We start from the raw sequence: 12,371 nt of genomic DNA, 5'->3' as shown, positions 1-12,371 counted from the left end.
CACATGTGCGCTGCCGGAACCCGCCGTTGCCGCCCACGCCCGTCCCCGGAGCCACGCTCCCCCACCCCCACTCCGGAAGGCGACCCACCATGGACCGGGACAGACCCCCGCCCACCAGACGACACCTGCTCAAGGGCGCGGCACTCGCCGCCGTCCCCCGTGCGGTGCTGCCCGCCACACGAGCCGATGCCGAGGCCGAGACCGTCGACTACCCGACCGCCGAGTGGCAGCCGGCCACCGGTTCCAACTACACGGCGTCCGGCCGCCCCGGCACCTACGCGATCGACCGCGTGATCATCCACGTCACCCAGGAGACCTATGCCGACACCCTGGCCATCTTCCAGAACCCGCGGAAAGCGGTGTCCGCGCATTACCTGGTGCGCTCCGCCGACGGGCACATCGCGCAGTGCGTACGCGAGGCCAACATCGCCTGGCACGCCGGGAACTGGGACTACAACACCCGCAGCATCGGCATCGAGCACGAGGGCTGGGTGGACCGGCCCGCCTATTTCACCGACGCCCTGTACGAGCAGTCGGCGAGACTGACGGCGGCGGTCTGCGACACGTACGGCATCCCCAAGGACCGGGAGCACATCATCGGGCACTACCAGGTACCGGGGACCGACCACATCGATCCGGGGCCCGACTGGGACTGGGTCCGCTACGTCAGGCTGGTCAACTTCACCTGACCGGTTGTCCGGGTGACCGCCGCGGGTGACGATGCCCCGGCCGCATGGCTCTTCCGGTCCGGAGCCTGCCCGAAAGCCCCGCGGTCCGCCCGAAGTGCGGGCCACGGGGCGTCGGTGCGTGCGATCGCGCGGTGCAGTTCCTCCCGGTCCTGCGCCCGAGTGCTAGATCCCCAGGTCGAGGGCCAGGCACGAGAAGGTGCGCCACGCGCCCACGTCCTCGGGTGAGGCGTTCGCCCCGCCGTGCGTCTCGGTCGCCATCACCTCGGTCATGTCCTCGTACCGGATGCGCTCGGGCAGTTTGCCGAAGCGTGCGTGCCGCGCTGCCGCTGCGGCGTCCCTCTCTGCTTCCTGGTTCACGACCGGCCTCCGCTTCGTCGTTCGTGGACGTTCCCGTCGGACGGCGGGACCACTGTCAGGCTGCACCACCCCCCGTCACCTGTCAAGGCGGTGACGAACGCAAGTAACCGTCTTGACAGGTGACGATTGGCCTTGGGAATCTCTCGTCACCGGTCAGAACAGTTACTATTCGGTGAGGGAATCCCATGACAGTCGTTCGGTTCGATGTCGTCTCCGAGCTCAGCCCGCGCGACGTGATGGCGGTGCTGACCGACTTCAGCCCCGCACGCGTCGCGGCCTGGCCCACGATCGACGCCGCGCACTTCACGGTCCATGAACTCGGCGACACCTGGGCCGAGGTCACCGAGGGGACCTCGGCGGCCTGGGAGCGGGCCCGCTACCAGTGGGAACCGGCCGGTGACACGGTCACCGTCACCACGCTCGACTCCAAGCTCTTCGGCGCCGGGGGCGGCTGGGTCTTCCGGATGACCCCCGAGGGCGACGGCACCCGGATCGAGGTCGAGCTTTCGCGGCAGCCGACCACGATCAAGGGCAGGATGCTCGCCGCACTGCTCCCCCTGGCCGCTCCCCCGTCCCTGCGCAAGTCCTTCGCCGGGCCCCTGCGCGCGAAGTGACGCGCCCCCGGCCTCTGGCCATGACGCCGTGGCACGGGGCCGGTCACCCACCCAGGTGGGTGGTGAAGAAGTCGGTGAGCTTGTCGACGGCGGGGTCGATGTACTCCCTCTTGTCGTAGAGGTCGACATGGCTTGCGCCCTTGATCCAGTGGAGTTCCTTGGGGCCCGTGGCGCGTTGATGGGCCTCGACGGCCATCCAGGCGGTGACGGCGCGCTCGCCGATGACCTGGAGGAGGGGACGGGGGCCGATGAGGGGGACGGCGAAGAAGGCATCGTAGGAGGCGAGCTTGTCGATGCTCTGCCAGGCCAGGGACTTCGCGGAGCGTTCATGCTCGCCGCGCGGGGTGCAGTAGTACTCGAAGCCCTCGATGCCGTGCCGGCCGCCGACCGCGCCGGCCTGTTCGGCGGCGTCGGGGAACATGGTCATGGTGCCGGGATCCCCGCCGCGGGCGGCGGTGGTGCGGGCCTGTGCGGCGGCGTCCAGCAAGGCCTGGAAGACGGCTGGGTCCTGGGTGCCGTCCGCACCGAGACGGAACTGGCGGGAGGGATCGGCGGTGCACACGGTCGCCACGGCCCTGACCCGGTGGTCACCGCCGGTGGCGGCCAGCGAGTAGCCGCCGGAGGCACAGATGCCGAGCAGCCCGATCCGGTCGACGGCGACCTCCTCACGGGTGGTCAGGAAGGACACGGCGGCCTTGAAGTCCTCCACCCGCTGGGCGGGGTCCTCCAGCCCACGCGGCAGACCGCCCGACTCGCCCTGATGGGCGGCGTCGAAGGCGAGGGCGACGAACCCTCGCTGGGCCATGAGCTGCGCGTAGGTGCCGGAGGTCTGTTCCTTCACCCCGGTGCCGGGGTGGCCGACCACCAGCGCCGGACGCGGGTCCTGCTCCGCCGTGTCGGGCAGATAGAGGTGCGCCGCGATCTCGATACCGGCGCTGTTGAAACTGACACGGGTCCTGGCCATGAGAACAACTCTTTCTGAGACGGTGACGGGCGTTCGCATCGAGCCAGGTCAGTGCCGGGCCGTGGAGTGACAGCGGAAGCTGGAGGCGACGGCCGGGTCTCCGTGGCCCTTGTAGCGGGACACCTGCGGGTAGCCGCACAGGTTGCGGGTGACCCGCTGACCGTCGGCGTTGATCAGCGTGGCGGGCAGCGTCCTGGGCGCCTTGCCGTCCTCCACCCATGCGGTCAGGGCAGCGAGGCCGTCGACCGAACCGTCAGCGCCGTTGAGGCCGCAGTGGCCGGTGCCCGGGGCGAGAAAGAGGCGGTAGAAGTCGTCGGCCTTCTTGGCGCTGCCCAGCTCCCGCTCGACCTGCTCGCGGTACTCCACCGTGCCTTGGGTGGGAATGAACTCGTCAGCCTGGCCGTGCCAGGTCAGGAGCTTGCCGCCGGACCTGCGGAAGGCGGAAAGATCCGGGTCGCCCGTGCCGATGACCTTGTCGTACTCGGCCTTGGACTGCTGGAACAGCTGAGTGAACTGACTGTAGGTGATCGTCGAGACGTCGAAGGCCGGGTCCTTCTTCAGCCAGAGCTGTACCCAGAGTGCGGGTACCGGGAAGGGCTTCCCCTTGACGGTGCCGTCGGCAGCCACCTCGGTCCCCGCCAGCCCCTTGAGATCGGCGCCGACCGGGACGCCGTACCACAGTCTCCGGCCGGAGGCGGTGCGCGGACCGTCCCAGATCTTGCGCACCACGGCGGCGTCGGCCGGGGTGATGGTCAGCTCCTTGCCGTCGCACACCACCTTGGTGCCGATCAGCCGGCGCGGGTCGAAGTGGCAGCGGGCGGCGTCGTCGACCAGCCCGTCCCTGACACCGTCGAGCGAATCGCAGGCCTTGACGGCGGCGTGCGTGAAGGCGTCCAGCTCACAACCGGTCGGGTAGGTCTTCTCGTTGTTCATCACCACCTGCGGCCACAGCGTGGCGGGCTCGTACTCGGCCCAGTTGATCGCAGGCGCGTCGGCGAGGATGCCGTCGTAGTCGTCGGGGTGGCGCTGGGCCTCCGCATAGCCCTGGCGCCCGCCGGTGGAACAGCCGGTGAAGTAGGAGTGGGCGGCGCGCCTGGCGTAGGCCGAGGCGACGACCTGCTTGCCCACGACGGCCGCCTCGTGCTGGGAACGGGAGGCGAGGTTCGCCAGCAGGGCGGTGTCGACCCGGCCCTTGCCGTCCAGCGCCCAGTGCGTGTCGAGGACGTCACCGAGGCCGGCGTCCGTGGTGGTCACCGCATAGCCGTTCTTGACCGCGGTGCCCAGACCGACACCGTTGTCCCCGGCGCCGTAGGCGGCGCCGCCGAGTCCCTGGAAGCGGCCGTTCCAGCCGCTGACGGGCAGCCAGGTCCGCACCTCGGCGTGGTCGCCGTCGCCAGGGTGAGTGAGGGCGACCGTCACCTCGCAGTAGGGCGGGACGTCGGTGACCGTGCCGCCCAGGATTCCGGTGCCGTGCACGGTGCCGCCCACCTGGCGGACCGCCGTCACGGACTCCACCTCGGTGCCGGTCGGAGCCTTCACCGACACCGTGTCGCAGTTGAGCGGTGGGGAGGCGTGGGTCTGGGGTTCCGCCGACGCGGACGGCAGGTACACCGCCGCGGCCAGCGGCACAGCGGCCGCGAGGACAGCCAGCAGTCGTCTCATTGCTTTCCCTTCCAGGAATCAGGTGTTCGCTCGGTTGCGGTGGCACATGCGGACATCACATGTGCGGGACAGTGGGCGGCCCAGAGGGTGGAACGGGGATGTGCCGCGACATGCGTACGGACGCCGAGCGGACCGCATGCCCTCGGCCCGGTCCCCACCCTGACTGCCCGCGGCGTACTCCGGCGACAGTCAGTTGACGGTGCGCGCCCCCCGAGCCGCGGCCGGGCTCCGGCACGCGCGTGTTAGGTCATTCGACCGTCTTGCCCCCGACAGGAGTCACCTGTCAGTATGGTGACGTGAACCTTGACCATGTATTCGTCTGCGGGCACCCTGCCCTCGACTTCGCGGCCACGCTCCGGGCTCGGCGTTCGACCCGGTTCGAGATGTTCGTGACGCCGGAGCGGCTGAATGCCTGGTACCTGGAGTCCGGTCTGGTGGACACGATCACTCCCGGCGAGGAGGACGACGTCCGCGCGGCGACCACCGTACGCGAGGCCGTCTACCGGCTCGTCACCAACCGCCGCCTCGGCGAGGAGTTCGACCGGGAGGCGCTCGGCGTGGTCAACGCCGCCGCACGCAAGACCCCCGTGACGCCGCAGCTCACCCTGACGGGCCGGCACACCGACGCGACCCCCGAGCAGGCCCTGGCCACCGTCGCCCGGCAGGCCGTCGAACTGCTCAGCGGGCCGGACGTTCCGCTGATGAAGGAGTGCGGCAACCCCGAGTGCACGCGGGTCTACATCGACCGCTCGCGGGGCATGCGGCGCCAGTGGTGCGGTATGGAGTCCTGCGGCAACAAGATCAAGGCCGCCGCCTACCGCGCCCGCAAGAAGACCGCGTCCGCGTGACCGCGCGCTGACCTACTGACACCACACCGTGCGGTGAGCGGCTCCGGTCGATCCTCCTCCGCCACCACCGCCCCGTCGGCCTGCCCGTCAGACGAAACTCGAAGCCGCCGGCCCGTAGCCCGACAGCAGCGCACTCTCCGCCCAGTTCCACACCTGCGCGTCCGTCGGCCCGCCACGCTCCTCGGAGCTTGCCGCGCCCCGGGACAGCCGCTCGCGGGAGACACGATCGGGTTCCGGGCGGCAGTGCCCGGCGGTCCATATGTGTGTGTACGTCATGAAAGCCATGTCCTGCCTCGCTCTTCGGTCGGGGAGGGGCTGATCAGGCGGCGACGCCGGCGTTGACGGCGACCGGGACGTTGTCACGCATGGCCTTGGAGTACGGGCAGATCCGGTGGGCCGCGTGCGCGAGTTCCTCGGCGGTGGCCTGGTCGACACCGCCGAGTACGGGGTTGAGTACGGCGGACAGGGAGAACTCGCCGTCGTCGCCGTGGGTCAGGGTGATCTCGGCGGTGATGGTGGTGCCGGTGAGCCGGATCTTGCGAGAGGCCGCGGCACGACGGAGGGCGCCGAGGAAGCACGCGGCCCAGCCCGCGGCCAGAAGCTGCTCGGGGTTGGTCGCGGTACCCGCGCCGCCCAGCTCCTCGGGAAGGGCGAGGCCGGTCTCCAGCAGACCGTCGGAGGAGCGGACATGTCCGCCGTTGCGGCCTTCTCCGCTGACCTCGACCACGGCGGTGTAGGTGACTGCCATGACTGGTTCTCCCCATCTGGATCGAAGGACTTCGGCCACCCCCTGACCAGGACACCCATAGCGTCACCGGTTGAGGCGGTGACGGAATCATGGCAGCTGCTATCGTCACCAGTCAAGACGGTGATGGATGACTTACGCCGGCGGACGGCGACGCCGTCCCGGGCAGGAAAGAGCGGCAGTCAAACGACGGTCGTCCGCGACGGGGCGCGCGGCAAGACTGAGGCATCTCCTGCCACACCCGTTCGAGCAAGCGAAGAGGACACATATGACCAGCACATGGTTGATCACCGGCGCGTCCCGGGGCTTCGGGCGCGCTCTGGCGGAAGCGGTTCTGGCGGCCGGCGACCGGCTCGTGGCGACCGCGCGTCGTCCGGAACAGCTCACAGACCTGGTCTCCCGCTTCGGCGACCAGGTGCGGGCGGTCCCCCTGGACGTCACCGACGCGGCGGCGGCCCGGGATTCGGTCCAGGCGGCCGTCGACGCCTTCGGCCGTCTGGACGTGGTCGTGAACAACGCCGGGTACGCCAACAGCGCCCCGATCGAGGAGATGGCGGAGGACGACTTCCGCGCCCAGTTCGAGGTGAACTTCTTCGGGGTCGTCAACGTGACCCGGGCCGCCCTTCCGACGCTGCGCGGGCAGCGCTCGGGAACGTTCCTGCAGTTCTCCTCGCTCGGCGGACGGGTGGGCGGCACACCGGGCATGGGCGCCTACCAGAGCGCGAAGTTCGCCGTGGAGGGCTTCTCCGAGGTGCTGGCCAGCGAGGTCGCCCCCTTCGGCATCAGGGTCGTCATCGTCGAGCCGGGCGCCTTCCGGACGGACTGGCAGGGCTCGTCGATGGAGCTGCACGCCGTGGGCGCCGACTACGCGGAGACCGTCGGCGCCATGAACGAGTACCGGGCGGAGAACGACGGTTCGCAGCCCGGTGACCCGGTCCGCGCGGCCAAGGTCCTCATCGATGTCGCCCACCACGACGATCCGCCGCGCCGGCTCCTGCTCGGCGCCCAGGCCGTGACCATGGCGCTGGAGGCGGGTGAGGCGCGCGCCGCGGAGACGAGGAAGTGGGCCGAGGTCAGCGCCACCGCCGACTTCCCGGCTTAGGGCCTGTCCGGCGGATCATGCCGCAGACGCGGGACTTGGCACGCCCTCCCCCACTCTCGGCTTCGCTCGAGCGGGCGGTGCCCCCACCGGCGTTGTCGTCGGTTGCCGACTCCCCCACCCTCGGCTCCGCTCGCGCGGGGGCACCCCCATTCGCCCCGCTCACCAGCGCCGATGAGGCACCGCCCCTGCCCTGCGACCTGATCCGCCGAACAGGCCCTGGACGCCGCGCGCCACCACTCAGCCCGCAAGTTCACACCCACGGAGGTTCACATGATCAACAGGCGCACCTTCAGCAAGGCCCTCGGTCTGGGCACCGGCGCGGCCGCGGTCCCGCTGTCCGGGCTGCGGACCACCGCGTCGGCCACGACCGCCGCGCACCAGCCGGGCGGCGCTTCCGTCGCCGCCGTCACCCCGGGCACCCACACCGGGTTCCAGACCGTCAAGCAGGTCAAGGCGGGCCTCCTGGACGTCGGTTACGCCGAGGCCGGCCCGGCCCACGGCCCCGTCGTCATCTGCCTGCACGGATGGCCGTACGACATCCACAGCTACGTCGACGTCGCCCCGATCCTCGCCGACCTGGGCTACCGCGTCATCGTGCCCCACCTGCGCGGTCACGGCAGCACCCGTTTCCTGTCCGGCCACACCCCCCGCACCGCCGAGCAGTCCGCCATCGCGCTGGACGTCCTCGCCCTGATGGACGCCCTCAAGATCGACAAGGCCGTCCTTGCGGGCTTCGACTGGGGCTCGCGCACCGCCGACATCATCTCCGCGCTGTGGCCCGAGCGGGTCAAAGCCCTTGTCTCGACCGGCGGTTACCTCATCACCCAACGCAGTACACAGCTGGAGCCGGCCCTCCCGGCCGTCGAGCACAACTGGTGGTACCAGTGGTACTTCGCCACCGAGCGCGGCAAGAAGGCCATGGAGGACGAGAAGAAACGCATCGCACTGTGCCGCTACGTGTGGACCCTCGTCTCCCCCAACTGGGACTTCGACGACGCCACGTACGAGCGGACCGCCGAGGCGTTCAAGAATCCCGACTACGCCGCCATCGTGCTCTACAACTACCGCTGGCGCATCGGCCTCATCGAGGGTGAACACCGCTACGACCGCTACGAGAAGCTGCTCGCGGCCCAGCCCTCCATCGGCGTTCCCACGGTCACCCTCGACGCGGCCCTCGACCCCTTCACCCCGGCCGGCGACGGCTCCACGTACCGCGGCCATTTCACGGGACCGTACGAGCACCGCACCATCGCGGACATCGGCCACAACCTGCCGCAGGAGGCACCCACCGCCTTCGCCCAGGCAGTGGTCGACGCCGACCGCCTCTGAGCGAGCGCCCTTCGGGAAGCGCCATCAAACGTCACCACCTTGACGGGTGACGGATCCTCATGACACATTCGTCACCAGCCAGAGTGGTGACGAAGACCGACGAGGCCGACCTGCCTCCTGTACCGAGTAAATGCCTGAGAGGGGTTTGTCGTGGTGAGTATCAAGGGTGGACACAAGCGGCTGCCGACGGGTGTCCTGTCCACGGTCGCGGCGGGTGTCGCGTTAGGAGCGTTCGCCCTCAGCGGCACCGCCGACGGCGCGACAAGGGCCGCCGAGCCCACCGACGCCGGCAGACACCCCGAACCGACCATCGTGCTGGAGCACGGCGCCTTCGCCGACGGTTCGAGCTGGAACGGAGTCATCGCCGAACTGCGCGCCGACGGCTACCCGGTCGTCGCCGCCGCCAACCCACTGCGCGGCCCGGCCTCCGACGCCGCCGCCCTGCGCACGGTCCTCGACCACGTCAAGGGCCCCAAGATCCTCGTCGGCCACTCCTACGGCGGCAATGTCATCAGCGAGGCCGCCACCGGCGACCCCGCGGTGAAGGCCCTGGTCTACGTCGCCGCCTTCCTGCCCGCCCCCGGCGAGACCGCCTTGGAGCTCACCGGCAAGTACCCGGGCTCCACCCTCCCCGACGCCCTCGACCCGGTCACCTACCAGCAGGCCGACGGCTCCACGGCCACCGACCTGTACATCCGGCAGGACAAGTTCCGCCACCAGTTCGCCGCCGACGTCCCGGCCGGTCAGGCCGCACTCATGGCCGTCGAGCAGCGCCCCGTCGCCCAGGCCGCCCTGGAGGAGAAGGCCACCACCGCGGCCTGGAAGACCAAGCCGAGCTGGGACATCGTCACCACCCGCGACCTCAACATCCCGGCGGCCGTCCAGCGCTTCATGGCCAAGCGCGCCCACGCGCACACCACCGAGGTCGCCGCCTCCCACTCCGTCGCCGTCTCCCACCCCCGCCTGGTGGCCGACGTGATCGAGCAGGCGGCCCGCACCACCGTCCACTGACCTCCGACTCGAAGGGCGGCGAGGCTCGAGGCCCCGCCGCCCTCGGACGACCCCGCGCACCTCACCGGCACGCCTCACAGGTGTGCCGTTCGCATGGGAAACCTCGCCCTCCGGGGACGTCGTCATGCCCGGCGGTCACGGCGGTCAGCGGCTGTCTCCGAGAACCCCCGGCGGATGTGAGCAGGCGCGACGTACTCTCACCACTGTGCCTGGCGCGGACCGTACACACGGAACGCGGGGTTGTCCGGGCCGAGTTGGTTCGGGGCGAAGGGAGTTGGGGGACCGGTGGAGTCGATCGCCGTGACCATGGTCGGCCGCGAGAGCGAGCAGGAGGTGCTGTCGGCGTTCGTGGGGGCCTTGAGCGGCCGGGCTCTCGTGCTGCGGGGTGACACAGGTGTGGGCAAGAGCGCACTGCTGGACCACGTCGCCGAACTCGCGACGGCCGAGGAGCACAGTGTGATCAGGGCGGCCGGGGTGGAGGCCGAGTCGGAGTTGCCGTTCGCCGGTCTGCACCAGTTCCTGTATCCGCTGCTCTCCTCCATCGACCGGCTGGACGACACCCACCGGGGCGTCTTCGACGTCGTCTTCGGCAGGGGTGAGGGCACACCCCCCTCGGTCATGACCCTCGGCATCGCCGTCCTCGACCTGCTCTCCCTGGCGGCTTCGCGAAAGCCCCTCCTGCTGGTCCTCGACGACGGCCAGTGGCTCGACACCTCCAGCACGGCGGTGTGCGGGTTCGTGGGGCGCCGGCTCGCCGGCAGCTCGGTGAAGCTGGTCGTCGGGCTGCGCTCCGGTGTGGCGTCGGGCTTCGACACGGCCGCGCTGCCGGAGCTGCCCGTGACAACGCTGTCGGAGAAGGCCTCGGAACAACTCCTGGACATGCGCCATCCCGGGCTCGATCCCCGGATACGCCGTCTGGTGCTGGACGAGGCCCAGGGCAATCCGCTGGCCCTGCTGGAACTTCCCCCCTACCTGCGCGGCGGCCGGGCGGGGCGCGACTCCGAACTGTTCGGGTACACCGGCGTCCCGCTGCCTCTGCGCCTGCAGCAGGTGTACGGCGCGCGGGTGGACGCCCTCGGCGACGCCGTGCGCGCGGAGCTGCTGCGCGGCGCCCTGGACGGTGCCGGAGCGGGCACTGCCGCCGGCAGCGCACGGGGCACGCGCTATCGCATGCTGGACGCCGACGAGGCCGCGGCCTGCGGGCTGCTGGACATCGACCCGCTCAGCGGCGAATTCACCTTCCGCCACCCCTTGGTGCGCTCGACGGTCGTTCTGAGGGCGACCCCCAACGAGCGGCGCGCGGCCCACGCCGCGCTCGCCGATGTGCACCGCGACGACGTGGAACGGCGGGCCATGCACCTGGCGGCCTCGACGATCGACCCGGACGAGGAGGTCGCGGCCTCGCTGGAGGCGGCGGCGGACTCCGCCACCCGGCGGGGTGGCTCGCAGGCTGCGGTCGCCTGGCTGACCCGGGCCGCCGAGCTGAGCGAGAGCCGCGAGGAACGCTCCCGCAGGCTGGGGGACGCCGCGTTCATCGCCGGTCACGCCGGCCTCCTGGACCGGGCCCAGCAGTTGGTCCACTCCGACAGCACGTCCGCCTGGAGCGGGTCTCCGGCCTCGGTGGTGGCATCGGCCTATGTCGCGCTGTACGAGGACGGGGACGTACGGTCCTCGCATCGCCAGGTCATGGCGGCGATCGAGAGCATCCGTGACAGTGGTGTGGAAGAGCCGAACGAGGTGCTCACCCGGCTGGTCAACCTGCTGCTGGCCATCAGCCAGTATGCGAGTGACGCGACCGCGTGGCAGCGGACGCATGAACTCCTCGGTTCGCTGGGCGACTTGGTGGATGCGCGTTCGCGGGTCTACGAGGACGCGTGGGGCGACGTGGTGCTGCGCGGTGCCGGGGTGCAGGAGCGGGTGGAACGCGCCTTCGCCCGCCTCCCCGACCTCGAACCGTGGGACGTCACACGCCTGGGCGCCGCCGCCTATCACGTGGACACCCTCAGTCAGTACCGGCCGCATCTGCAGCGACTCGTCGACCGCGAGGTGGAGACGGGAGCCGTCTCGGTCGGCATGACCATGCTGCACCAGATCATGCTCGACCAGATCGCGGTGGGTGAGTGGGAGGAGGCCGAACGGACCGGACAGCGGTGCCTGGAGCTGACCACGTCTCACGGGCATGCGCTGTTCGCCCATCACACCCGGGCGTACCTGGGCCTGCTGGCCGCACTGCGCGGGCAGGTCGAACGCGCACGGGAACTCCAGGCCGTCGTCGACGCCTGGGCCCGTCCCCGCGGCGTCGGCTTCCTCACCCAGATCGCCGACGCGACCGGCACCGCCGCCGCCCTCACCGAAGGCGACTACGAAGCCGCCTACCTCCACGCCATCGGCATCACACCCCCCGGCACCTTCCACCCCTACGCCCACCAGGCCTCCCGCACCCTCCTCGACCTCGTCGAAGCAGCCCTCCACACCGGGCGCACCCGACAGGCCCGGCAACACGCCCTGGCCGCACGGGACGACGGCCTCCCCGACGTCTCTCCCCGCCTCGCCCTCATCACCTACGGCGCCCTCGCCATGACCGCCACCGACCCGACCGAAGCCGGCCACATGTACCACCGCGCCGAGACCCACCCCACCGCCACCCGCTTCCCCTTCGAACTCGCCCGCGTCCACCTCGCCCACGGCATCCACCTCCGGCACACCCAGGGCCGGAAGGCGGCACGGCCGTACCTCGTCCGGGCCGCAGAGGCATTCGAGCGGCTCGGCGCGCCGACGTGGACCGAACGGTCCCGCGCCGAACTGCGCGCGACCGGCGCGTCCACCATGGCGGCTTCCGCGCCTCTGGCGGCGCTGACGTGGCAGGAACGCCGGATCGCCGATCTCGCCGCCGGCGGCCTGACCAACAAGGAGATCGGCGCACAGATGCATCTCTCACCCCGCACGGTCAGCTCCCACCTGTACCGGGTCTTTCCCAAACTCGGCATCACCTCCCGCGCCGCCCTGCGCGACGCGCTCGGCAGACTCCCGGGCGAGCAGAACGTGTGAGC

The 12,371-nt window shown here is 70.7% G+C and carries 12 protein-coding genes; 7 read left to right on the top strand and 5 right to left on the bottom strand.

Annotated elements, in window-relative coordinates:
• Window positions 1-89: 89 nt before the first annotated feature.
• Entirely contained in the window at window positions 90-689 is a 600-nt protein-coding gene (locus tag ACFY0F_RS07725) for an N-acetylmuramoyl-L-alanine amidase (RefSeq protein WP_388790467.1), read from the top strand.
• Between the two features lie 162 nt (window positions 690-851).
• Here the strand turns inward: ACFY0F_RS07725 and ACFY0F_RS07720 are convergent, their stop codons facing one another.
• Complete coding sequence (locus tag ACFY0F_RS07720) at window positions 852-1,046, bottom strand: hypothetical protein (protein WP_388790465.1); 195 nt, start codon at window positions 1,044-1,046, stop codon at window positions 852-854.
• 185 nt (window positions 1,047-1,231) lie between these two features.
• Here ACFY0F_RS07720 and ACFY0F_RS07715 point away from each other — a divergent pair, with 185 nt between their 5' ends.
• A complete protein-coding gene (locus ACFY0F_RS07715) occupies window positions 1,232-1,660 on the top strand; it encodes a hypothetical protein (protein ID WP_388790462.1) in 429 nt (142 codons plus the stop codon).
• Window positions 1,661-1,703: 43 nt separating this feature from the next.
• On the opposite strand, the gene ACFY0F_RS07710 is transcribed toward ACFY0F_RS07715, so the two are convergent.
• Both ACFY0F_RS07710 and ACFY0F_RS07705 read right to left on the bottom strand, forming a co-directional pair.
• A complete protein-coding gene (locus ACFY0F_RS07710) occupies window positions 1,704-2,624 on the bottom strand; it encodes an alpha/beta hydrolase (RefSeq protein WP_388790459.1) in 921 nt (306 codons plus the stop codon).
• 48 nt (window positions 2,625-2,672) lie between these two features.
• Window positions 2,673-4,286, bottom strand: coding sequence for a tannase/feruloyl esterase family alpha/beta hydrolase (locus tag ACFY0F_RS07705; protein WP_388790457.1), 1,614 nt, complete (start codon window positions 4,284-4,286; stop codon window positions 2,673-2,675).
• A 296-nt stretch (window positions 4,287-4,582) separates the two neighbouring features.
• Between ACFY0F_RS07705 and ACFY0F_RS07700 the strand changes: the two genes are divergently transcribed.
• Window positions 4,583-5,134 carry a CGNR zinc finger domain-containing protein gene (locus tag ACFY0F_RS07700; protein ID WP_388790454.1) on the top strand — a complete coding sequence of 184 codons (552 nt, stop codon included), beginning with the start codon at window positions 4,583-4,585 and terminating at the stop codon, window positions 5,132-5,134.
• A gap of 87 nt (window positions 5,135-5,221) precedes the next feature.
• Here the strand turns inward: ACFY0F_RS07700 and ACFY0F_RS07695 are convergent, their stop codons facing one another.
• Together ACFY0F_RS07695 and ACFY0F_RS07690 are read right to left on the bottom strand one after the other, a co-directional pair.
• Entirely contained in the window at window positions 5,222-5,410 is a 189-nt protein-coding gene (locus ACFY0F_RS07695) for a hypothetical protein (RefSeq protein WP_388790451.1), read from the bottom strand.
• 43 nt (window positions 5,411-5,453) lie between these two features.
• Window positions 5,454-5,882, bottom strand: a complete 429-nt coding sequence (locus ACFY0F_RS07690) for an Ohr family peroxiredoxin (protein WP_388790448.1) — start codon at window positions 5,880-5,882, stop codon at window positions 5,454-5,456.
• 265 nt (window positions 5,883-6,147) lie between these two features.
• On the opposite strand from ACFY0F_RS07690, the gene ACFY0F_RS07685 reads away from it, so the two are divergent.
• From ACFY0F_RS07685 to ACFY0F_RS07670, 4 genes are all read left to right on the top strand, one after another.
• Complete coding sequence (locus tag ACFY0F_RS07685; protein ID WP_388790445.1) at window positions 6,148-6,981, top strand: oxidoreductase; 834 nt, start codon at window positions 6,148-6,150, stop codon at window positions 6,979-6,981.
• 270 nt (window positions 6,982-7,251) lie between these two features.
• Window positions 7,252-8,310: an alpha/beta fold hydrolase gene (locus ACFY0F_RS07680; RefSeq protein WP_388790442.1), complete on the top strand. Its 1,059-nt coding sequence runs from the start codon at window positions 7,252-7,254 to the stop codon at window positions 8,308-8,310.
• Window positions 8,311-8,460: 150 nt separating this feature from the next.
• A complete protein-coding gene (locus ACFY0F_RS07675; RefSeq protein ID WP_388790439.1) occupies window positions 8,461-9,321 on the top strand; it encodes an alpha/beta fold hydrolase in 861 nt (286 codons plus the stop codon).
• A gap of 306 nt (window positions 9,322-9,627) precedes the next feature.
• Window positions 9,628-12,369: an AAA family ATPase gene (locus tag ACFY0F_RS07670; RefSeq protein WP_388791313.1), complete on the top strand. Its 2,742-nt coding sequence runs from the start codon at window positions 9,628-9,630 to the stop codon at window positions 12,367-12,369.
• Window positions 12,370-12,371 lie beyond the last annotated feature (2 nt).

The organism is Streptomyces sp. NPDC001544, assembly GCF_042894285.1.
Classification (GTDB): domain Bacteria; phylum Actinomycetota; class Actinomycetes; order Streptomycetales; family Streptomycetaceae; genus Streptomyces.
This window is presented reverse-complemented; position numbering and strand designations above follow the sequence as displayed.